Source organism: Streptomyces sp. NPDC051207, assembly GCF_040682395.1.
In the GTDB taxonomy this organism is placed as follows: domain Bacteria; phylum Actinomycetota; class Actinomycetes; order Streptomycetales; family Streptomycetaceae; genus Streptomyces.
Genome location: NZ_JBFBAX010000001.1, coordinates 1 through 22,233 on the forward strand (window position 1 = coordinate 1; position 22,233 = coordinate 22,233).

Consider the following 22,233-nt stretch of genomic DNA (forward strand, 5'->3'; position numbering starts at 1 on the left):
CGGCCTGCGCCGGGGGGGCGCTGGTGCCTCTGGCGCGGCAGCCGCCCGGCGGGTGGGCGTGGTCGGGCCGCCCCGCGCTCCTCTTCGTCCGAAAGACGCGCGGGCGAAGTTCGGCCAGAGTCACGCCGGGCGGCGGCAGTGGGTGACCGTGCCGCGCCCGCGGCCTTGCTCCACCATGGGAGGCGACCACCCTTGAGGAGGACATGGTGTGGTCGCGGCCCTCGCTGCCCCGCCCACCGTGCCGCGCCGCTCTCCCCGACCCTGCGCGAGGAACTGTTCGGGCCCCCGGGCCGGCCGGAGCCGACCGGCCCGGTGGACGCCGTGAGCGCCGGCACGGACGCCGGGACCCTGCTTTGCCGTCCGCAACGGCACTGCGTGGAGGTGCTGATCACATCCTGGGGCGCGCGCCGCGGCTGACGCGGGAGGTGCTCGCCGAGCTGCCGCGCCGCACACGGTGGTGCCCGCCGCCGGTACGGTCCGCCCGCTCGTCACCGGCGCCGTCCGGGAGCGCGGCCTGCGCGTCGCCTCGGCGGCGGACGACGAGGAAGCCGTGATCGGCGTGCGGAGCTGCGCACCTGACGGCCTACTGCTCTCCGAGCGCCCCATCCGCCTGTCAGGCAGGGGCAGTTGAGGCTGCGGAGGGTGTGGCAGATATCGACATGGTCACAAGTTGCCCGCATCGAAGCCGACCCATTAGGTGTGCCTTACCTAAATTGTATGGTGGCGCGGTCAGTGCGGCAGCAGGAGGGGGTTGCGGTGTCCGAAGGCGATGTCCGTCTGGTGGCCGGGGACTTATGCGTCGGGCACGCGGGCCGCCCGGTGCTGAAGCAGGTGGACCTGTCGCTGCGGGCCGGCGAGATCACCGTCCTGGTCGGTCCCAACGGCTGCGGCAAGTCCACCCTGTTGCGCACGGTGGCCGGTCTGCTGCCGCCGCTCTCCGGTGAGGTACGCATCGACGGCACGCCGCTCCGTTCGCTCGGGCGCCGCGCGCTGTCCCAGCGCCTGGCGTTCCTGCCCCAGTCGTCGCAGGCACCCGCGGGTGTCACGGTCCGTGAGCTCGTACGGCACGGCCGGTACGCCCATCGCGGCGCCCTCGCCCGGCACACCGCCGAGGACACCGAGGCGATCGACTGGGCTCTCGACGTCACCGACGCCGCTCCCCTGGTCGACCGCAGGCTGGACGAGCTGTCCGGCGGTGAGCGCCAGCGCGCCTGGCTGGCGATGGTGCTGGCGCAGCGGGCGGGCGTACTCCTGCTGGACGAGCCCACGACGTACCTCGACATGCGCCACCAGTTCGAAGTGCTGGACGTGGTGCGGCGGCTGGCCCGTGAGCACGGCATCGCGTGCGGCGTGGTGCTGCACGACCTGATGCAGGCGGCGGCCTACGCCGACCACGTCGTGGTGGCCGCCGACGGCGCGATCACGGCGTCCGGCTCCCCGGACGACGTCCTCACCCCCGACGTCATCGACCGGGCCTTCGGCCTGCGCGTCAACGTCGTGCGCGATCCGCAGACCGGATACCTCGCCTGTTTCCCGCAGCGGTCCGCGGCCCCCGCCGCGTCCTGAACCCACGGCCGGCCTTCCCTCGACTCTTCGGCAACAAGGAGATGTTCACCATGCACAGAATGCTGCGCGCCCTCGTGACGGGCGGTGCCGCTGCGGCGCTCGTGCTGACCGCCGCCGGCTGCGGCTCCGGGACGGTCGGCGACACCGCGGACGGCACGACGGGCGGGGACAAGACCACGAGCGGGAGGATCACCGTCGACACCGCGCAGGGCAAGGTCTCCCTGGACAAGCCCGCGGCGAAGGTGGTGACGCTGGAGTGGACGTACGCCGAGGAGCTGGTCGCGCTCGGCGTCACCCCGACGGGCAACGCCGACAACAAGGGTTACGGCACGTGGATCACCGCCGAGGGCGCCGAGCTGCCGGGCCAGGTCACGGACGTGGGTGACCGCAACGAGCCGAGCCTGGAGAAGATCAAGGCGCTGGAGCCGGACCTCATCGTCGTCGACAACGACCGCTCCAAGGCCAACCTCAAGCAGCTCCGGGCCATCGCGCCCGTGCTGTCGTTCACGTACACCACCAAGCCGCAGCTCGAGACCATGAAGAAGAACTTCACCGAGCTGGCGAAGGCGGTGGGCAAGGAGGACAGGGCCGCCGAGGTCAACCAGCGGATCGACACCAAGGCCGCCGACCTGAAGGCCCGGCTGGGGAAGGCGGGCAAGGGCGGCCTGAAGTACGCGCTCGCCCAGGGCTTCACCGCCAACGGCGCCGCCTCGATCCGCATGCTCACCGACGACGCCATCGCCCCCCAGGTACTCAACCTCGCCGGGCTGAAGAACGGCTGGAAGGGCCAGTCCGACGCGTGGGGCATGACCACGGTCGGCGTCGAGGGCCTGACCAGGGTGGAGAGGGACGCGACGTTCCTGTACGTGGCCGCCGACAACGACAACCCGTTCACCGGGGACCTCGCGGACAACGCGGTCTGGAAGGGCCTGGACTTCGTCAAGAACGACAGGGCGCTGCCGCTCGACCCCGGCACCTGGCTGTTCGGCGGCCCGCTGTCGGCGCTGCACCTCCTCGACGAGACCGGCAAGGCCCTGAAGGTCTGATGGCCGCGGAACGACTGACGGCCGCTCCGGTCCGGCCGTCCGGCCGCCGCCCACGAGCCCTGCTCGTGGGCGGCGGCCTGTCACTCGTCCTGTGCCTGGTCGGCGTGGTCCACCTCGGCCTCGGGGTGTCCGGGGTGGGCATCGGCGACATCGTGCAGCTGCTCCTCGGGCGCGGTGATCCCCGCACCGGGGACATCCTGGTCGGCAGCCGCCTGCCGCGCACCCTGACCGGGCTCGTCGTCGGCATCGCGCTCGGCGTCTCCGGAGCGCTCGTCCAGGGGGCGACCCGCAACCCGCTGGCGGCCCCCGACACGCTCGGGGTGAACGCCGGGGCGTACTTCGCGGTGGTGCTCGTGGCCTTCACGGGCGTGAGCCTCGGCCCGATTCCGGCCGGGGGCGCGGCGTTCCTCGGCGGGCTCGCCGCGGTCGCCGTGGTGTATCTGCTCACCAGCGGCGGGGTGCTGACGCCCGGACGGGTCCTGCTCGCCGGGGCGACCGTCGCCCTGGCGGCCACCTCGGCGGCGGAGTTCCTGCAGATGCTCGACGTGCAGGCCACCCGCGGACTGTTCTTCTGGGGCAACGGCACCCTGCTGCAGTCCGGTCTGGAACGGCCGCTCACCCTCGGCGCGGTGGTGCTGGCCGGTGCGCTGATCGCCCCGTTCCTGGCGCGCCCGCTGGACCTGCTGGCGCTCGGCGACGAAACGGCTCAGGCCATGGGCGTACGCGTCGAGCGCGTCCGGCCCGCCGCCTTCCTCGTCGCCGTCCTGATGTCCGCCTCGGCCGTCTCCCTCGCCGGCCCGATCGGCTTCGTCGGTCTGATCGGCCCCGTCATCGTGCGGCAGCTGGGCATCCGCAGGCACGCGCTGCTCATTCCCCTGGCGGGGCTGCTGGCCTCGGCGCTCGTGCTCGGCGCCGACGGGGCGGCCCAGCTGATCGTCACGCCGTCGGCCACACAGCCCGCGGAGATCCCGGTGGGCGTGGTCACGGCGCTGATCGGCGGCCCGGTCTTCATGGCCATGGCCCGCCGGGTCAGCACCGGCGACGCCGACACCGGGGCGGCGGTCGTCGTCTCCGACCGGCGCCGCGCGCCCGGCTACGCCGTCGCGCTCGGCGGCGGGCTGCTCGCCCTCGCCGCCGCGATCGTCGTCTCGCTGCGCGTCGGCGACGTCGAGATCGGCTGGAGCCAGCTCGGCGCGGCACTGTTCGGCTCGGCCGGGCAGATCACCGAGGCCGTCGTCTCCTACCGGCTGCCGCGCATCCTGGTGGCCGCGCTCGCCGGGGCGTGCCTGGCCGTCGCGGGGGCGGCGGTGCAGGCGGTGGTCCGCAACCCGCTGGCCGAGCCCGGGCTCGTCGGCGTGACCGGCGGGGCCTCCCTCGGCGCGATCACCGTCATCCTCGTCGTGCCCTCGGCGCCGCTGGCCGCGCTGCCCGCCGCGGCGGGGATCGGCGGGGTGCTGATGCTCGTCGTGGTGGTGCTGGTGGCCCGGGGCACCAGGAGCGGCGGCCCCGGCGGACTGGACCCGACCCGGGTGGTCCTGGTCGGCCTCGGCGCCGCCGCCACCTCGATGGCGCTGGTGAACATCATGGTGGTGGGCGCGCAGATGAACCTCGCGTCCGCGCTCGGCTGGCTCGCGGGCAGCACGTACGGCCGGGACTTCGACGCGCTGGGCTGGCTCGCCCTGCCCGCCCTGGCCGCGGTGCTGCTGGTGGTCGCCGCCCGGCCGGTGAACCTGCTCGCCCTCGGCGAGGAGCTGCCGCGCGCGCTCGGGCTCGAACTGGGCCGCGCCCGGCTGCTCGTCCTCGGCGCGGGCGCGGTGCTGGCGGCCGGTACGGCCGCGGCGGTCGGCGCGGTCGGCTTCGTCGGTCTGGTCGCCCCGCACCTGGCCCGGCGCATCGTCGGCAACGGCACCGCGCGCATGGTGCCGATGGCCGCGGTTCTGGGGGCGGTCCTGGTCGTCTCCTCGGACGCCCTCGGCCGCTGGCTGCTGGCCCCGACGGAGATCCCGGTGGGCGTGGTGACGGCGTTGGTGGGGGCGCCGTATCTGGTGTGGCTGCTGCGGCGGGGCAGGGAGGTGTGAGGGCGGAAACCCTATGGGTGTGCGTGGCGGCGTGGGGTGGCAGGCGGGTGGTCCTGGCCCCGTGGCCCTCATCGGGCATCCCCGGCCCAGCTGCCGGGCTCACGAGGCGCGGCTAGGACACCCGTGAGACACGCGCCTTCGCCCTGCCGCCCGCGGTCTCCGGCTCGGGCCTGAGCGTGCGTGCGGTCAGTACGCCGAGCAGGCAGACGAGCGCGGAGGTCAGACACACCGCGGTGAAGGCGCCCGAGAACGCCGACCGGGCGAGCGGCCGGAGCGCGGGGTCGAGGAGCTCGAACCGGCCGGTCTCCACGGCCTCCCGCAGCGCCGGGTCGCTCCCCGGCGCGCTCGCCGACAGGCCCGGACCGCCCTCCAACCGCCACGAAAACACCGCCCCGAACGCCGCCACACCCGTCGCCGTGCCGAGCGGATAGCAGGCGTTGGTCAGACCGGACGCCATTCCCGCGCGGTCGGCGGGCACGGCGCTCACCGCCACGCCCATCAGCGGTGGGAAGACGACCGCTCCTCCGGCACCGAGGAGCACCAGACCGGTGACCGTGGCCGCCCGGCCGCCGCCCGCCCCGCCCGCGGCGGCCAGGAACAGCAGCCCCAGCCCCTGCGCCGCGAAGCCGCCGGCGACCAGCACGTCGGCGTCGTACGCCTTCTGGAGCCGGGCGACGAACAGCCCGGCCACGAGCAGACTGCCCGTCAGCGGCAGCAGGGCGAGGCCGACTTCCAGCGCGGAGTACGCGTACGTGCTCCGCAGCCACAGCGTGAGGAAGGCGAGCACGCCCAGACCGGACAGCCGGGCGAGGAAGCCGAGCACCGCGGCCCCGGAGAAGGCCCGGATCCGCAGCAGCGTCAGGTCGATCAGGCCGTCTCCGCGGCGCTGACTGGCCACCAGCGCCACGGACAGGGCGGCCCCGACGGCCGCCGAGACCAGCACCTCCGGTGCCGTCCACCCGGCTTCGGGGCCGGCGACCAGCGGGTAGTGCAGCGCCAGGAGCGCGCCGACGCCGAGCACCGCGCCGAGCGGGTCGACGCGGCGCCGCGTGCCGCCGGGCGCCGCGGACTCTGGCATGCGGGCGAGCGCGCCGGCCACGACGAGGATGCCGACGGGCACGTTGACGAGGAAGATCCACCGCCATCCGAGCAGCTGGACGAACAGGCCGCCGACGACGGGGCCGAGCGCGCCGGCCGCCGAGGCGACGGCGGCGAACGCGGCTATCGCGGCCCGGCGGCGGGCACCGTCGTAGGCGGCGGCGATCAGGGCGAGCGTCGGCGCGAACACCATGGCGCCGCCCAGCCCCTGTGCGGCGCGGGCGGCGATGAGGGCACCGGCGTCCGGCGCGAGGCCGCAGGCGGCCGAGGCGAGGGTGAACAGGGCCATTCCGGCGGTGAACACGGCCCGGCGCCCGGTGCGGTCGGAGAGCGCCCCGGCGGTGAGCAGCAGCGCGCCGAACGCCAGGGAGTACGCCGACACGGTCCACTGCACCCTGTCCAGCCCGGTGTCCAGATCGCGCGCGATGTCCGACAGGGCGACGTTCACGACGGTCACGTCCAGCGTCATCATCACGCCACCGGCGCTGACCAGAGCGAACGTCCATCGGGGAGTACGACGGCGGGACGACACCGCTGATCACCTCGTAGTGCGGCTCGGGAACTGGCCGACAGGGCACGGAAGCTGACGGTACATCCGGCGTCAACTCCCGTCCCGTGGCCGGAAGTTGGCCTTGTTCATAAGGTAAGCCTAACCTAATGTGAGGCCGCTCGGACGTCCAGGCGTCGGAGCGCCACGGTCCAGACAGACATCGGAGCCTCCCTGATGCCCATCCCCGCCGACCATCCCGTGCCCGCGCTGCCGGACGTGACCCCCGAGGCCTGGCGGGAAGCCGGCCGACGACTGCTCGCCAAAGCGATCGGCGAGTGGTGTTTCGAGGACATGCTCAAGGCGACCGAGACCGGTGCCGGCGGTTACCGCGTCGACCTCGACAGCGGCACCACCTACGAGTTCAACGCCGTACCCGGCGCGTTCGGCTGGCTGCGCGTCGACCCCGGTTCGATCACCCGCACCGCCACCAGCATGCTGGGCAACACCATCGCCCAACCCGCCTGGGACGCCCAGCAGTTCTTCCTCGAAGCGGCCTCCACGCTCGGCACCGACCCGTCGACCGCCGCCACCTACTTCACCGAGCTGTCCGCCACACTCGCCGTCGACGCCGCGCGCCTCACCCACGGCGGTGAGAGCGTCGCCGAGCTGCGCGCGCTCGGCCACACCGAGCTGGAGTGCCGTATGACCGGGCACAACCTGCTCATCGCCAACAAGGGACGGATCGGCTTCTCGGCCACCGACGTGCGCCAGTATGCCCCGGAGTCGGCGCAGCCGCTGAGACTGAAGTGGGCGGCCGTCCACCGCGGCCTCGCCGAGTTCCGCGGCACCTCGGACCTGTCCGAGGAGAGCATCCTGGCACGGGAGTTGGACGAGGCGACCCGGGACCGCTTCACCGCGGCGCTGACCGGCGCCGGACTCGACCCGGCCGCGTACGTGTGGCTGCCCGTGCACCCCTGGCAGTGGGACCACGCCGTCCAGATCCTGCACGCCGCCGACGTGGCGCAGCGGCGCATCGTCCCGCTGGGCGAGAGCCCGGACGCGTATCTGCCCGGCCAGTCCATCCGCACGATGGCGAACGTCACGACGCCCGAGCGGTACGACGTGAAACTCCCGCTGAAGATCCTCAACACCCTCGTCTGGCGGGGCATACCGCCGCACTGCACGACGGGCGCGCCCGTCGTCACGCAGTGGCTGCGCGGGCTCGTGGCCCGCGACCCGTTCCTGACCGGCGAATGCCGCACCGTCTTCCTCGGCGAGGTCGCCTCCGTGACCGTGCGCCACCCCTACCTGTCCCAGCTGGAAGGCGCGCCCTACCAGCACCTGGAGACCCTCGGCTGCATCTGGCGCGACCCGGTGTCCGCCCACCGGGACCCCGGGGAACGGGTCCGTACCTTCGCCTCGCTGCTGCACGTCGACCACGCCGGGAACGCCTTCGTCGCCGAACTCGTCAGGGCCTCGGGCCTCGACCCGCAGGAATGGCTGCGCAGGCTGTTCGGCACGCTGCTCGTGCCGATCCTGCACGTGCTGTACCGCTACGGGATCACGTTCAACCCGCACGGGCAGAACACCCTCCTCGGGTACGACGAGAACGACGTACCGACCCGCCTGTACCTGAAGGACTTCGTCGACGACGTGTGCGTGTCCTTCACCGATGTGCCCGAGCGCGGCCCCGAACCGGACGGACACGACCACGTCCTGCCCCGCAAGCACCCCTCCGTCATCCGCCAGCACGTCGTGGACCAGGTGTTCGTCGGCCACTTCCGCTACCTCGCCCCGCTCTGCGCCGACCAGCTCGGCGTGCCGGAGAAGACGTTCTGGCGTCTGGTGCGCCAGACCGTCCTCGGCTTCCAGAAGCGGTTCCCCGAGCTCGCCGAGCGGTTCGCCGAGTACGACCTGCTCACCCCGGAGATCCCCCGGTACGGCCTGAACCGCGACCGGATCGTCGTCACCCGCTACGGCGACCGCGCCCTGCGCCACGCGCTGTACCCGAACGGCACGCACCCCAACCCGCTCGCGGAAGGCTGAGGAGTACAGGCCGTGACACCGTTGACCGAAACCCGGCCCGTGCGGCCGGACCTGCCGCCGCTGCTCGCCGGTTCCCGCGAGGGCCTCGCGGAGGTGCTCACCGTCCTCACCGAGGCGGTCGACGCCGCGTCCACCGCCCGCCGCCCGCACGGGCCCGTGCCGGCGGGCAGCCCGGCCGAGGTGCTCGCCGCCGCCACGGAGGCGCTGGGGGCCGCCGAGCTGCCCGCCGAGGGGCTCGGGTCCAGGGCCGCGCTCCAGCTGCTGGCCACCGTGCTGGTCGAGCACGGCATCGACCTGTCCCACCCGCGGGCCGCCGCCCATCTGCAGCCTCCGGCGCTGGCGGTCGCGGTCGCCGCGGACGCCCTGGCGAGCGCCGGGAACGCCTCGCTGGACACGTACGACTCGGGGCCCTCGGCCATCGCCGTCGAACGCTGGCTCGTCGGGGCGCTGACCCGGCTGGCCGGGCTCGGCGAACGCGCCGACGGCGTCCTCACCCCGGGCGGCTCGCTGTCCAACCTGCTCGGTCTGCTGCTCGCCAGGGACGCCGCCGCCCACCGGCGCGGCATCGACGCCCGGGAGCACGGCGTGGTGGCGCTGCCGGGCCCGGTGGTGTTCTGCTCCGAACTCGCCCACTTCTCCACCCACCGCGCCTGCGCCGCCCTCGGACTCGGTGAGTCCGCCGTCCGTCCGCTGCCGGTCGACGACCACCGGCGCATGCGGCCGGACGCGCTGGCCGCCGCCCTGGACTCGCTCGGCCCCGACCGCACACCCGTCGCCGTGGTCGCCACCGCCGGAACCACCGACTTCGGCTCCGTCGACCCGCTCGCGCGGATCGCCGAGATCGCCGCCGGGCACGGCGTGTGGATGCACGTCGACGCCGCCTACGGGTTCGGCGCGCTGTTCTCCGAGCGGCTGGCCCCCCGGCTGGCGGGCCTGGAGCTGGCCGACTCGATCACCCTCGACCTGCACAAGCTCGGCTGGCAGCCCGCCGCCACCAGCGTCCTGCTCGTCTCCGACCCGGCGGCCTTCACCTCCCTGGGCCGGGAGGTCGCCTACCTCAACCCGGCCGACGACTGCGAGGCCGGCTACGACGGCCTGCTCGGCCGCAGCCTGCAGACCACCCGCCGCCCCGACGCGGTGAAGGCCGCCGCCACCCTCCTGGCGTACGGCCGGACCGGCATGGGCCGCATGGTGGACGCCTGCCACGACCTCGCCCGCCACGCCGAGCGGCGGATCCTCGCCGAACCGGACCTGGAACTCGTCGCCCCGGCCGAACTGACCACCGTGGTGTTCCGCTACCGCGGCGCGGACCCGTCGGCCGCCGACGACCTCAACGGCGCGCTGCGCCGCCGGCTGCTGGAGTCCGGCAGCGCCCTCGTCGGACGTACCGAGGCCGGGGCCGCGGGCCCCGGCTCGCCGAAGCGGGTGTGCCTGAAGTTCACCCTGCTCAACCCGACCGCCACCCCGGACGACATCGACGGCCTGGTGGACACCGTCCTCGACGCCGGACGCAGCTGTGAACGACTCATCGAGGAGGGCGCCGCATGAGCACCACCACCGCGGCCTCGGCACCCGTACCCGCCGTCACCCGCGCCGACCCGCTGCACGAGCTGGACGCGCGCGGTGCCGCCGAACACGCCCACGTCGAGGCGCTGCTGCGCTGCTGGCTGCGCGAGACCGGCACCCCGGTCGCGCCCGGCCCGCTCCGGGTCGAGCTGCCGGCCTGCGGGCTCGCCCTCGTCACCGAGGTGACCCACTGCTCGCCCACCGGCTGGCACCGGTTCGCCCCCACCCGCCTGGAGGGCCCCGCGGGGCCGCTGGGCGCGGTCGCCGACCCGGTGACGGCGGTCGCGCTGCTGTCCACCGAGGCCGCCGTACGCGGTGGCGGCCGGCCCGGGGGCGTCCCGGCCGGTGAGGTCGCCGACCTGGTGGAGCGCACCGCGGAATCCGTGCGCCGCGTCGCCGCGTTCATCGCCGACCGGCGCAGCCGCCCGCAGCCGCCGGCCGGGGTGGACGGTTTCCTCGACGCCGAACAGGCCCTGCTGCTGGGCCACTTGAACCATCCGGCGCCCAAGAGCCGCGACGGCATCTCGGAGCGCGACGCCGCCGCGTTCTCGCCCGAGCTGCGCGGCTCCTTCCGGCTGCACTGGTTCGCCGCCGATCCGTCAGTCGTCTCGCACGACGCGGTCGAGGGGGCGCCGTCGCTGGCGGGCCGGGACACCGTGGCGCTCCTCGCCGACCTGGCCGGACACCGCCCCGGCGACGGCCGGGTACTGGTGCCCGCCCACCCCTGGCAGGCCCGGGACCTGCTGCACCGCCCGCGCATCGAGGCGCTGGTCGCCTCCGGCGCGCTGGAACCGCTCGGCGAGCTGGGCCCGACGTGGTGGCCGACCTCCAGCGTGCGCACGGTGTACCGGCCGGACGCCGACGTGATGCTGAAGCTGTCCCTCGGGCTGCGGCTGACCAACTCCCGCCGCGAGTCCACCCGTACGGAGCTGCGCCGCGGTCTGGAGATCAACCGGCTGCTCGACGCCGGGTACGCCGACAGCACCTTCCGGTCCCACCCCGGCTTCGCCGTCACCCGAGACCCGGCCTGGCTCGCGGTGGACGAACCGGGACGGCCCGAGGGGCCCGACGTCACCGGTCTCGACGTCGCCGTGCGGGAAGTGCCGCGGGGCATCGCCGGCCTGCGCTGCCTGGTGGGCCTGGTGGCACCGCGCCCCGGCCTCGGCCGCAGCGCCCTCGGCGAACTGGTCGCCGCGCTCGGCCCCGGCGCCGCCGAGCGGTGGACGGCCGACTACACCGACAAGGTGCTCGTGCCGATGCTGCACCTGTACGCCGCCACCGGCATCGGCCTGGAGGCCCACCAGCAGAACACCCTCGTCCGGCTGGACGCGCACGGCCGGGTCACCGGCGGCACGTTCCGCGACAACCAGGGCTACTACCTCGCCGCGTCGTACCTGCCGGGTCTGCTGAAGCGGCTCGGCGCGGACTCCTCCACGCTGGCCGTCGTCGACGACGCCCTCGTGGACGACCGGCTGTCGTACTACCTGCTGCGCAACCAGGCGCTGTCGGTCGTCGGATGCCTCGCCGTGGACGGCCTGGCGGACGAGCGCCGCCTGCTCGCCGTGCTGGCCGAGCGGCTGCGGGCCGCCCTCCCCGCGCTCGCCGCGGCCGGCCCCGACGGCGACCGGCTGGCCCGCCGCTGGCTGGAGGCCGACACCCTGCCGTGCAAGGGCAACCTGCTCACCCGGCTGCACGGCATCGACGAAGTACTCGCACCCCTGGACGCCCAGTCCGTCTACCTCGACGCCCCCAACCCCTTGCGGGAGGCCGCACCATGACGTCGTTACAGCCGGTACGGCAGGACCCGCCCGCCCCGGCGGCCACCGTTCCCGCCCCTCCGCCGCCCCGCCTGGGCGCCCCCTGGTCGGCCCGGGTCGCGCGCGCCGAGGGCGCCGACCTGGACCTGGTGCACCGCTGGATGCAGTCGCCGCACATCGACACCTTCTGGCACCAGGCGTGGCCCCGCGAGCGCTGGGCCGAGGAGATCGCCGGGCACCTGGCGGGCGAGGCGGTCCTGCCCGTACTGGTCGACCTGGACGGCCGGCCGCTGGCGTACATCGAGGTGTACCGGGTGCTGCGCGACGGGCTCGCGGAACACTACCCGTGCCGGCCGCACGACCTGGGCGTGCACATCGCCATCGGCGAGGCGGACCGCACCGGGCAGGGCCTGGGCCGGTCGCTGCTGCGCGCCCTCGCCGCGGGTTTGCTGGCCGCCGACCCGGCGTGCACCCGGGTGGTCGCGGAGCCCGACGTGAACAACGCGCCCTCCCTCAGGGCGTTCACCGCCGCGGGGTTCCGGCCCGCGGGAGAGGTCGCCCTGCCCGGCAAGACCGCCGCGCTGCTCGTCCGCCCGCGCCGCGAGGAGGACATGCCGCGATGACCGGCCCCACCGTGGAGCACGACGTGGTGGCCATCGGCTGCGGCCCCTTCAACCTGGGCCTGGCCGCGCTGGCCTCGACCGTGGACGGCCTCGACCTGGTGGTGCTGGAGGAGCAGCCCGAGCTGACCTGGCACCGCGGCATGATGTTCGGCGACGCCTCGATGCAGGTGAACTTCCTCGCCGACCTGGTCACCCTGGTCGCGCCCAGTCATCCCCTGTCGTTCCTGTCGTACCTGCACGACATGGACCGGCTGTACGCCTTCACCGTGCGGGAGAACTTCTTCCCGTCGCGGCGCGAATACGAGGACTACCTGCGCTGGGCGGCGGCGAGACTGCCCTCCGTGCGCTTCTCGCACCACGTGCGGGCCGTCCACTGGGACGACGCCGCCGAACGCTTCACGGTGCACGCCGTTCGGGGCGACGGCACCCCGGTGCGGCTGGCCGCCCGCAACCTCGTCGTCGGCATCGGCACCGCGCCGTACGTCCCGGACGCCCTGGCGGGCCTGCCCGGGGAGAGGCTCCTGCACACCTCGGAGTACCTGTACCGGACGTCCGACGTGGCGGGCGCGGGCAAGGTCACGGTGGTGGGGTCCGGCCAGTCCGGTGCCGAGGTCGTGGTGGACCTGCTCGGGCGCAACATCGAGGGTGGCCCGGCGGTGAGCTGGCTGACCCGCACCTCGTCGTTCGCGCCGCTCGACTACACCAAGCTGGTGCTGGAGATGACCACTCCGGCGTACATGCGGTACTTCCACTCCCTGCCGGAGGAGGTGCGCGACCGGCTGGCCGGCGAGCAGTGGCAGTTCTACAAGGGCATCTCCACCGACACCCTGGAGGAGATCCACGAACTGCTCTACCGGCGGCAGCTGGAGCACGGACTGGCCGACGTGGAGCTGCGCTTCGGGATCACGGTCGAATCGGCGGCCGTGGACGGGACGGGGCGGACGGCGCTGACCTGCCGGCACCGCGACACCGGCCAGGTCTTCGAGCACACCACCGACCTGGTGGTGGCCGCGACGGGCTACCGCAACCGGACGCCCGCCTTCCTGGCGCCGGTCGACGACCTGCTGCTGCGGGACGGCCGGGGCCGGCCCCGGGTCCGCCTGGACCACTCCGTCGAACTCGCCGAGGGGATCACCGGCCGGATCTTCGTGGCCAACGCCGAGGTCCACGCCCACGGCGTGTCCGCGCCCAACCTGGACATCGGCGCGGTCCGCAACGCCACGATCCTCAACGCCGTCACGGGCCGCGAGACCTACCGGCTGCCGAAGAAGAGCGCGTTCACCACGTTCCAGGCGCCTCGGCGGGTGTCGTAGGCCGGGTCGGCCCGCCGCACGGCCTCGGGGACACGGACTGGCAGGGATACGGACCGGCAGGATGCGGAACACCCCTGCGAGGAGCTGTCCGCCCCGGACGGCGTCACCGCGGTCCTGGGGCGCGCCCGAGGGTCGCGTCGGCCGCTCCCCTCTGTGCCGGGATGCCACCTCGCGTCGGCTCACCGCCAGGAGGCGGAATACCCCAGGGGGGTATATCGTTGGCGATGGCGAGGCCCGGACGGGCCACAGGGAACCGAGCGAGGAGGAAGGTCATGGACCACAGCGGTCACACTGGTCACGCCGATCATCAGGGTCACGCCAGTCACGGCGGCCACGCCGACCACCACAGCGGCCACGGCGGCACCGGCCACGGCGCTTCCTGGTTCACGGCGGTGAAGGCCACCCTCCACTGCCTGACCGGATGCGCCATCGGCGAGATCCTCGGCATGGTCATCGGCACCGCGCTGGGATGGGGCAATGTCCCCACCATGGTTCTGGCGATCACGCTCGCGTTCCTGTTCGGCTACTCCTTCACCCTGTTCGCGGTGGTCCGGGCCGGACTGGACCTCCGGTCCGCGGTCAAGGTCGCGCTGGCCGCCGACACCGCGTCCATCTCCGTCATGGAGTTCGTGGACAACGCGATCATCGCCCTGACGCCGGGAGCCATGGACGCCCATCTGTCCGACGCGCTGTTCTGGTCGGCGCTGCTGGGCGGCTTCGTCGTGGCCTTCGTCATCACGACCCCGGTCAACAAGTGGATGATCGGCCGCGGCAAGGGCCACGCCGTCGTCCACGCCTACCACTGACCACCGACAGCGCGGAAAACCCGGGGCGCCCGCCCTCGTCGAAACCCAGCCGTCGCAGCCCTGCGGCGGGACCGCTCCGCCGTGGGCCGGCAACCGTACGACCGGCTCGCGCCGGGGCCTTCCGCTCCTGCGCCCTCCACACCCCCGCAATCAGTCCCGCGCCCACCCTTGACGCCGTTCCCACTACCCGACACAACGCCGCCTGATCAAGGCGAGCGGCCACCGCTACGCGGCCGTCATCCGCGAGCACGGCGCCGCCAAAGCGGCCTGATCACACGGCCTTTGACGGGCCCGGGACACGTGTTCCGGGCCCGTAGTCATGAGTCGGGCCCTGCCCGGTGGGCCGCATCGGCCACCCACCCCGCGTTGACAGGAGCCGGTTCCCCCTCGGAATGCTGGGAGAGCGCTCTCCGACGGTGAGCGGGCGTCGTGGAGGAGCTGGTCGGTCGAGGGGTGCTTGCCTCCGAGGGGTCCGGGGTCCGGATCACCAGCGCGGGGCGGGAGTTGTACGACGCCGTCAACGGCGAGACCGGGGAGATGTCCGCCCGGATCTACGCGGGCATCCCCGCGGACGACCTGGCTGCCGCCGGCCGAGTCCTCGCCCGCGTCACCGAGCGCGCCAACGCGGAACGTGCCGCGTTGTCCGCGTTGTCCGCGCTGTCCGCGTAGTGCCCGTGCGCACAGCGAGCGCGCGGTAGTGGAATGTGCAACCGAATCCGTTGACTGCGCATCGCCTCCGCGCTCGCGGGTGGCTTCGGGCCGGAGTGGGAGCGTCCCGGACGCCCGGGCTCGCCCCCTGAAAGGGGCGGACCGGGCGTGGCATGCTGGCGCCATGCGATCTGCGCGCGGGCCCGTACCGCTGGCCGAGACGGTGGAGGAACTCCTCGCCGGGGACGGCCCGCTGCCGATCGTGGCGGCCGGTGACCCGGTGCTGCGGCGCGGCACCGAGCCGTTCGACGGGCAGCTGGAGCCCGCGCTGCTCGCCCGGTTCGTCGAGGCCCTGCGCGTCACGATGCGCGCTGCGCCCGGCGTCGGTCTCGCGGCCCCGCAGGTCGGCGTCCCGCTGCGGATCGCGGTCCTGGAGGATCCGGCGCCGGTGCCGGAGGACGTGCGGGTGGCGCGCGGGCGGGTGCCGCAGCCGTTCCGGGTGCTGGTCAATCCGTCGTACGAGCCCGTGGGCACCGGGCGGGCGGCGTTCTTCGAGGGGTGCCTGAGTGTGCCGGGCTGGCAGGCGGTCGTGGCCCGGCACGCACAGGTGCGGCTGACCGGGCAGGACGAGCACGGGCGCGCGCTGGACGAGGTGTTCACGGGCTGGCCCGCGCGGATCGTCCAGCACGAGACCGACCACCTCGACGGCGTCCTGTACCTGGACCGCGCCGAGTTGCGCTCGCTGTCCTCCAGCGCGGCGATCACCGAGCGCTGGAACCGGCCGACGCCCGAGGACGCGGCGCGGGAGCTGGGCTTCGAGCTGCCCCGCTGACGCCGCCTCCGGCGCACGCGCAGCCCTTCGCCCTCACGCGGGAAGGGACACCGAGGCCCTGACACCGGCGCCCGCTGCCGGTCGCGCGTGCGCCCAGGAGAGCCCCGCCGCCCGCAGCAACAATGTCACGCGTCCCGGTACGCCTCCAGCAGCCGCAGCCACACCTCGCTGATCGTCGGGTACGGCGGGACCGCGTGCCACAGGCGGCTCACCGGGACCTGGCCGGCGACGGCGACGGTCGCCGAGTGGACGAGTTCGCCGACGCCGGGGCCGACGAACGTGACACCGCGGACGATCTCGTCCTCCAGGTCCACGACCATGCGGGCGCGGCCCCGGTACCCGTCGGCGTAGAGGCCCGCGCCCGCGACGGAGGAGAGGTCGACGTCGACGGCGCGGACCCGGTGGCCCGCCTCTTCCGCCTCGGCCAGGGACAGGCCGACGGACGCGGCCTCCGGGTCGGTGAAGACCACCTGCGGTACGGCGGCGTGGTCGGCGGTGGCGGTGTGCGCGCCCCACGGGACGGACTCCTGGGCGGGCACGCCGGAGGCGCGGGCGGCGATGGCGGCGCCCGCGATGCGCGCCTGGTACTTGCCCTGGTGGGTGAGCAGGGCGCGGTGGTTGACGTCGCCGACCGCGTACAGCCAGTCGTGGCCGGTCACCCGGAGGGTGTCGTCCACCTCCAGCCAGGACCCGGGTTCCAGGCCGACGGTCTCCAGGCCGATGTCGTCGGTGCGCGGGGCGCGGCCCGTGGCGAAGAGGATCTCGTCGGCCTCCACGCGGTCGCCGCCGTCGGTGACGACCACGACGGTGCCGTTCTCGCGGGTCACCGACTCCACCGACGTGCCGGTGCGGACGTCGGCGCCGGCTTCCGTGAGCGCCTCGGCGACCAGTTCGCCGGCGAAGGGCTCCATGCGGGGCAGCAGGCCCTTGCCGCGCACCAGGAGCGTGACCCGCGAGCCGAGGGCCTGCCAGGCCGTGGCCATCTCGGTGGCGACCACCCCGCCGCCGACCACGACGAGCCTGCCGGGCACGCTGCCCGCGGCGGTGGCCTCCCGGCTGGTCCACGGCCGCACCGCGTCCAGGCCCGGCAGGGCGGGCAGGGCGGCGCGGCTGCCGGTGCAGACGGCGACCGCGTGCCGGGCGGTCAGGACCCGGGCCCCGCCGTCCGGGCCGGTCACGGTGACGGTGCGGGGCCCGGTGAGGCGGCCGTGCCCGCGGTACAGGTCGGCGCCGATGCCGTCCAGCCACCGGACCTGGCCGTCGTCCTGCCAGTGCGAGGCGTACGTGTCGCGGTGGGCGAGGACCGCCGCCGTGTCGAGGGGCCCGCGCACCGACCGGCTCAGTCCCGGCACGCGGCGGGCGTCGGCGCGCGCGATGACCGGGCGCAGCAGTGCCTTGCTCGGCATGCACGCCCAGTAGGAGCATTCGCCGCCGACCAGTTCGCTCTCCACGACCGCGGTGGACAGACCGGCCGCGCGGGTGCGGTCGGCGACGTTCTCGCCCACGGGTCCGGCTCCGAGCACCACGACGTCGTACGCGATGGATTCCGTTTCCGTCATGGGGTCAGTCTGGTGGGTGGTGTGCGGCGTGGCCACATGGGTACGAGCGCGGTTGCGTGCCTGTCCGCGCACGGAATACCTGCCTGTCCGGCCGTGTTGTGCGGACGGCTTCACCCCCGACACCCAGGAAGAGGGATCAGCCATGAGCAGCACCGTGGAGCTCACCAAGGAGAACTTCGACCAGATGGTCACGGACAACGAGTTCCTCCTGATCGATTTCTGGGCGTCCTGGTGCGGTCCGTGCCGGCAGTTCGCCCCGGTGTACGAGAAGGCGGCCGAGGAGAACCCGGACCTGGTCTTCGGGAAGGTGGACACCGAGGCGCAGCCGGAGCTGGCGGCGGCGTTCGGCATCCAGTCGATCCCGACGCTGATGGTCGTCCGGGACCAGGTCGCGGTGTTCGCGCAGGCCGGCGCGCTGCCCGAGGCCGCGTTGGCGGACGTCATCGGGCAGGCCCGGAAGCTGGACATGGACGAGGTCCGCAAGGCGGTCGCCGAGCAGCAGGCGCAGGCGGAGCAGAAGGACCAGTAAGGGCCAGTGGGGCGGCCCGCGCCGCCCTTGCGGTTCCCAGGGGGTCAGAAGGGGTACGTCGCCACGTCGCCGCGCACGGTGGTCCAGCGCAGTTCGGTGAACGCCTCCAGGTTGGCGTCGCCGCCGAAGCGGGCTCCGGTGCCGGAGGCGGCGACCCCGCCGAACGGGGCGACGGCCTCGTCGTTCACGGTCTGGTCGTTGATGTGGACGATCCCGGTCGGGATGCGTTCGGCCAGGGCGAGGCCGCGGGCGGGGTCGCGGGTGACGATGCCGAGGGACAGGCCGTAGGGGCCCCGGGCGGCGAGCGCGGCGGCCTCCTGGACGGTGTCGAAGGGCCGTACGGGTGCGACGGGACCGAAGACCTCCTCCGCGTAGGCGGGGGTGTCGTCGTCCACGCCGGCGAGGACGGTGGGCCGGTAGAACAGCCGGTCGTGGGTGCCGCCGGCGGCCAGTTCGACGCCCCCGGTCGCGCTGGCTTCGACCAGGCCGTGCACCTTGCCGAGCTGTTCGTGGTCGATGAGCGGGCCGAGCTGGACCGGTTCGCGGTGCGGGTCGCCGACGGCCATCGCGTCGGCCTTGGCGGCGAGCCGCTCGACGTACTCCTGGTACAGGGAGCGGTGGACGAGGTGCCGTCCGGTCGTCATGCAGATCTGTCCCTGGTGGAAGAACGAGCCCCAGGCGGCCGGGGAGATCACCGCGTCGAGGTCGGCGTCCTCCAGTACGACCAGGGCGGAGTTGCCGCCGAGTTCCAGGTGGGCGCGCTTGAGGTGGCGTCCGGCGGCCTCGCCGACCGCGCGGCCCGCCGCGGTGGACCCGGTGAAGGAGACGACCCGTACCCGCGGGTCGGCGACCAGGGCCTGGCCGATGTCGGGGCCGCCGGGCAGGACGTGCAGCAGCCCTTCGGGCAGGCCCGCCGCCGCGAACACCGCGGCCAGGGACACGCCGCCGCAGACCGCCGTGCGCGGGTCCGGTTTCAGGACGACCGCGTTGCCGAGGGCCAGGGCCGGGGCGACGGAGCGGATGGACAGGACCAGCGGCGCGTTGAACGGGGCGATCACCCCGGCCACGCCGACCGGGACGCGCCGCGTGTACGACATGCGGGGCACCTCGCTGGGCAGCACCTGGCCGGTGGGGCGCGAGACGAGCGCGGCGGCCTCGTAGCACTCCTGGGCGGCGACGTGCAGTTCGAAGTCGGCCTTGCCGGGGACGGAGCCGGATTCGCGGACCAGCCATGTGCGCAGCTCGGCGGCGTGCTCGGTGAACAGGTCGCCGGCCCGGCGCAGCACTGAGGCGCGGACGAAGTGCGGGGCACGCGCCCACGCGCGCTGCGGGCGGTCCGTGGCCTCGGTGGCCGTGGCGACGTCGGTGGCGGTGGCGAGGGTGACGGTGCCGAGTGTGTCGCCGGTGGCGGGCTCGGTGACGGCGTACGTGTCCCCCGACAAGGGCGACTGCCAGGTGTTCGGGTCGAGCAGCGGCATGACGGCGCTCCGTTCGTCGCCGGTGGGCCCGCACGCCCAGGGGGAGCCCTGTGCTGGGGGCCGCGCATTCGGCATCGGCCTGAGGGAAACGAGTGGCCTGCCTCACGCGTTCCAGGCACAGTCCGAGTACCTGTGCGGCGCCGTGCCGAACCTGTGCGGGGCAGCACCCGCGCGGTGAGGACGCCTTACGTCGAGTCGCGGTGCACCACTGACGCTCCCAGCGCCTTGTGCCGTTCGGGAGCCGAGGCGGGGTCGCGGACCGCGCGGTCGACCAGTTCGGCGAGGTCCCGCCCGGACGGCAGCTCAAGGTGGACGGTGCTCAGCCGGGGCCGCAGCAGCCTGCCCAGCATCAGGTCGCCGGCGCCGATCACGGCCGTCTCGCCGGGGATGTCGACGCCCTCGTCCTGGAGGGCGCGCATCAGCAGCATCGCGTACTCGTCGTTGAACGCGAACACCGCGTCGAGGCCGAGGTCGCGCCAGCGCGCGGCGAGCCGGGCGGCGGGCTCCTCCTCGTAGGCGAGGGGAAGTTCGGTGACGGTGGCGTCGGTGCCGCGCAGTGCGTGCCGCACCCCGGCCAGGCGGGGCACGGAGAACGGCTGCAGGCCCGCCTCACCGGGCATGACGACGCCGATACGGCGCCTGCCGCGGTCGTACAGGTGGCGGGCGGCGCAGTGGCCGACGGCCTCGTGGTCCATGAGCAGGGCGTGCGCGCCCTCGACGGTCTCCGGGCCGAAGGTGACGACGGCGCGGGCACCGGCACGCTTGAGGACCGCGACGCCCCGGGCGCCGAGCGCGGAGCCGGGCACGAGGACGGCGACCGGCCGCAGTTCGGCCCAGGCGCGGGCGGCCTCGTCGTCGTGCAGCCCGGCCGTGCCGTGCTGGACGACGGTGTAGTCGAGGCGGCTGAGCGCCGACTGGAGTTCGGCGATGAACCGGCTGTAGAGCCGGCCGACCGGGAAGTCCGGGACGGGCATCAGGACCATGCGGCTGTGTCCGGCGCGCAGGCTGCGGGCGGCGGCGTGCGGAACGTAGCCGAGTTCCCTGGCGGCGGCGTGGACGCGGCGGCGGGTGGGTTCGCTGATGCGTACGGCGCTGGTGTTGTTGAGGACGTAGGAGACGGTCGCGCGGGAGACGCCGGCCAGGCGGGCGACATCGGCGCTCGTGGGCACGGAAGGTGGCGGTGCCGGGGATGTGGGCGACGTGGGTAATGCGGACGCGGGCGTTTTCGGTATCTGCACCATGACGTACCGCATCTTGGCAGAAGCGGGGCGCGGGGGTTGCGGGCGGGGGAAGGGGGTGTGAACGCGGCGCCGGTCGGGCCGGGTCGGGGGTGGGGGCGCGCTACTCGGGAGCTGTGCGGGTCACCCTCGCCACCAGGTCCAGCCATGCCGTCTCCAGGCGCTTCAGGGGCATGCCGCACTGCTTGGTGAGGTGGTGGACCAGCGCCGGGTCGACCGCGCTCATCAGGGTGTGGGCGAGCAGTTCGCTGTCCCCGTCCGGGACCGCCTCGCGCAGCAGCAGGCCGAGGTGGCCGCGCAGGAAGCGGCGGGGGGCCGAGGTGAACCGGCGGTCCGGGCCCGGTTCGGCGGCGAGCAGCAGGTCCAGTTCGTCGGACGTGCGGCGCAGCAGGGCGCAGCCGAAGGCCCGCAGCCGCTCCACGGGCGGTGCTCCCGGGCCGAGCGGCGGGGGCCCGCTGAGCAGCGCTGCCTGGAACTTCTTCTCGGAGTGGTCCAGCAGGGCCATGAGCAGGCCGGTGCGGTCGCCGAAGCGGCGGAAGACCGTGCCCTTGCCGGTCCCGGCCGCCGCGGCCACCGCCTCCATCGTCAGGCAGCTGGCGCCGTGCTCGGCCACCAGGCGCTCGGCGGCCTCCAGCAACCGGGCGCGGTTGCGCGCGGCGTCGGCGCGCAGGCACGGCTCGTCGTCGGCGGGGCCGAGCTGGAGCAGTTCGACCTGTGCTGCGGGCTCCTCGGACGCCGGGAAGGGGGGCGGGGCGGCGGGCATGAAACCAGCGTAAAGCATCGGGAAGGAAACTGGACCCCGGTCCGTTTAGAGTGCTACAACGGAAGCGGACCTCGGTCCGGATCGCTGCGGCAGTGTTTCAGCCGCCTTTCGGCTGCCTTCGGCTTCTTTCAGCATCAGGGAGTTCACATGTCTGTTCGCATTCTCGCGCTCGTCGGCAGCCTTCGTGCCGGTTCGCACAACCGTCAGCTCGCGGAGGCGGCCGTCAAGCTCGCCCCCGAGGGCGCCGAGGTGGACCTGTTCGAGGGCCTGGCGGACATCCCCTTCTACAACGAGGACATCGACGTCGAGGGCTCCGTCCCGGCCGCCGCGCTGAAGCTGCGCGAGGCCGCGGGGGACGCCGACGCGCTGCTGCTGTTCACGCCGGAGTACAACGGCACGATCCCGGCCGTGCTGAAGAACGCGATCGACTGGCTGTCGCGGCCGTACGGCGCCGGGGCGCTCACCGGCAAGCCGGTCGCCGTGATCGGCACCGCGTTCGGGCAATACGGCGGTGTCTGGGCGCAGGACGAGACGCGCAAGGCGCTCGGCGTGGCGGGCGGCAAGGTGCTGGAGGAGGTCAAGCTGGCGATTCCCGGGTCGGTGACGCGGTTCGCCGAGACGCACCCGGCCGACGACACGGAGGTCGCCGCGCAGCTGGCCGAGGTGGTCGGGCGGGTGCACGGGCTGGTCTCCGAGACCGCCGCTGCCGCCTGACGGTCCGTCCGTCACCGGGCGGTGCGTGGAGTCCGGGGGGCCGGGGGCGTGGGGGTACGGCCTCCCGTCCCGCCGTCCTTCGT

The 22,233-nt window shown here is 74.0% G+C and carries 18 protein-coding genes; 13 read left to right on the plus strand and 5 right to left on the minus strand.

The genetic code is table 11. The features are described 5' to 3' along the window. The first annotated feature begins 756 nt into the window (after window positions 1-756). From AB0M97_RS00005 to AB0M97_RS00015, 3 genes are read left to right on the plus strand one after another with little or no spacing between them, the layout of a single operon-like run. Window positions 757-1,566 (plus strand): ABC transporter ATP-binding protein, encoded by an 810-nt coding sequence (locus tag AB0M97_RS00005; protein ID WP_365958337.1) that lies wholly within the window; start codon window positions 757-759, stop codon window positions 1,564-1,566. A 50-nt stretch (window positions 1,567-1,616) separates the two neighbouring features. Continuing rightward, complete coding sequence (locus tag AB0M97_RS00010; RefSeq protein WP_365958338.1) at window positions 1,617-2,612, plus strand: iron-siderophore ABC transporter substrate-binding protein; 996 nt, start codon at window positions 1,617-1,619, stop codon at window positions 2,610-2,612. Further along, on the plus strand, window positions 2,612-4,690 hold the full coding sequence (locus AB0M97_RS00015) for an iron ABC transporter permease (RefSeq protein ID WP_365958339.1): 2,079 nt from the start codon (window positions 2,612-2,614) through the stop codon (window positions 4,688-4,690). The genes AB0M97_RS00010 and AB0M97_RS00015 overlap by 1 nt, the downstream gene beginning before the upstream one ends. Window positions 4,691-4,802: 112 nt before the next feature. Here the strand turns inward: AB0M97_RS00015 and AB0M97_RS00020 are convergent, their stop codons facing one another. Further along, window positions 4,803-6,320: an MFS transporter gene (locus AB0M97_RS00020; RefSeq protein ID WP_365958340.1), complete on the minus strand. Its 1,518-nt coding sequence runs from the start codon at window positions 6,318-6,320 to the stop codon at window positions 4,803-4,805. Between the two features lie 192 nt (window positions 6,321-6,512). On the opposite strand from AB0M97_RS00020, the gene AB0M97_RS00025 reads away from it, so the two are divergent. The 8 genes from AB0M97_RS00025 (at window position 6,513) to AB0M97_RS00060 (ending at window position 15,869) form a co-directional block, all read left to right on the plus strand. Then, window positions 6,513-8,324, plus strand: coding sequence for an IucA/IucC family siderophore biosynthesis protein (locus tag AB0M97_RS00025; RefSeq protein ID WP_365958341.1), 1,812 nt, complete (start codon window positions 6,513-6,515; stop codon window positions 8,322-8,324). Between the two features lie 12 nt (window positions 8,325-8,336). Continuing rightward, window positions 8,337-9,872 (plus strand): pyridoxal-dependent decarboxylase, encoded by a 1,536-nt coding sequence (locus AB0M97_RS00030; RefSeq protein WP_365958342.1) that lies wholly within the window; start codon window positions 8,337-8,339, stop codon window positions 9,870-9,872. Then, window positions 9,869-11,668: an IucA/IucC family protein gene (locus AB0M97_RS00035; protein WP_365958343.1), complete on the plus strand. Its 1,800-nt coding sequence runs from the start codon at window positions 9,869-9,871 to the stop codon at window positions 11,666-11,668. Before AB0M97_RS00030 ends, AB0M97_RS00035 begins: the two co-directional genes overlap by 4 nt. Further along, window positions 11,665-12,270, plus strand: a complete 606-nt coding sequence (locus AB0M97_RS00040; protein ID WP_365958344.1) for a GNAT family N-acetyltransferase — start codon at window positions 11,665-11,667, stop codon at window positions 12,268-12,270. The genes AB0M97_RS00035 and AB0M97_RS00040 overlap by 4 nt, the downstream gene beginning before the upstream one ends. Further along, the gene (locus AB0M97_RS00045) at window positions 12,267-13,583 is read left to right on the plus strand and encodes a SidA/IucD/PvdA family monooxygenase (RefSeq protein WP_365958345.1); all 1,317 of its coding nucleotides are present in this window, start codon (window positions 12,267-12,269) and stop codon (window positions 13,581-13,583) included. Before AB0M97_RS00040 ends, AB0M97_RS00045 begins: the two co-directional genes overlap by 4 nt. Window positions 13,584-13,855: 272 nt before the next feature. Next, window positions 13,856-14,389 carry a DUF4396 domain-containing protein gene (locus AB0M97_RS00050; RefSeq protein WP_365958346.1) on the plus strand — a complete coding sequence of 178 codons (534 nt, stop codon included), beginning with the start codon at window positions 13,856-13,858 and terminating at the stop codon, window positions 14,387-14,389. A gap of 429 nt (window positions 14,390-14,818) precedes the next feature. Continuing rightward, window positions 14,819-15,058, plus strand: coding sequence for a hypothetical protein (locus AB0M97_RS00055; protein WP_365958348.1), 240 nt, complete (start codon window positions 14,819-14,821; stop codon window positions 15,056-15,058). Window positions 15,059-15,221: 163 nt separating this feature from the next. Continuing rightward, window positions 15,222-15,869 (plus strand): peptide deformylase, encoded by a 648-nt coding sequence (locus tag AB0M97_RS00060; protein ID WP_365958349.1) that lies wholly within the window; start codon window positions 15,222-15,224, stop codon window positions 15,867-15,869. 125 nt (window positions 15,870-15,994) lie between these two features. On the opposite strand, the gene AB0M97_RS00065 is transcribed toward AB0M97_RS00060, so the two are convergent. Beyond that, window positions 15,995-17,428, minus strand: coding sequence for an NAD(P)/FAD-dependent oxidoreductase (locus tag AB0M97_RS00065; RefSeq protein WP_365958350.1), 1,434 nt, complete (start codon window positions 17,426-17,428; stop codon window positions 15,995-15,997). Between the two features lie 142 nt (window positions 17,429-17,570). Here AB0M97_RS00065 and trxA point away from each other — a divergent pair, with 142 nt between their 5' ends. Then, window positions 17,571-17,957 (plus strand): thioredoxin, encoded by a 387-nt coding sequence (trxA, locus tag AB0M97_RS00070; protein WP_365958351.1) that lies wholly within the window; start codon window positions 17,571-17,573, stop codon window positions 17,955-17,957. Between the two features lie 44 nt (window positions 17,958-18,001). On the opposite strand, the gene AB0M97_RS00075 is transcribed toward trxA, so the two are convergent. From AB0M97_RS00075 to AB0M97_RS00085, 3 genes are all read right to left on the minus strand, one after another. Continuing rightward, window positions 18,002-19,435, minus strand: a complete 1,434-nt coding sequence (locus tag AB0M97_RS00075) for a benzaldehyde dehydrogenase (RefSeq protein ID WP_365958352.1) — start codon at window positions 19,433-19,435, stop codon at window positions 18,002-18,004. Window positions 19,436-19,620: 185 nt separating this feature from the next. Continuing rightward, window positions 19,621-20,688 (minus strand): LacI family DNA-binding transcriptional regulator, encoded by a 1,068-nt coding sequence (locus AB0M97_RS00080; RefSeq protein ID WP_365958353.1) that lies wholly within the window; start codon window positions 20,686-20,688, stop codon window positions 19,621-19,623. Window positions 20,689-20,776: 88 nt separating this feature from the next. Further along, window positions 20,777-21,436 carry a helix-turn-helix domain-containing protein gene (locus AB0M97_RS00085; RefSeq protein ID WP_365958354.1) on the minus strand — a complete coding sequence of 220 codons (660 nt, stop codon included), beginning with the start codon at window positions 21,434-21,436 and terminating at the stop codon, window positions 20,777-20,779. 147 nt (window positions 21,437-21,583) lie between these two features. Between AB0M97_RS00085 and AB0M97_RS00090 the strand changes: the two genes are divergently transcribed. Continuing rightward, window positions 21,584-22,150 carry an NAD(P)H-dependent oxidoreductase gene (locus AB0M97_RS00090; RefSeq protein ID WP_365958355.1) on the plus strand — a complete coding sequence of 189 codons (567 nt, stop codon included), beginning with the start codon at window positions 21,584-21,586 and terminating at the stop codon, window positions 22,148-22,150. The last annotated feature ends 83 nt before the right edge of the window (window positions 22,151-22,233 follow it).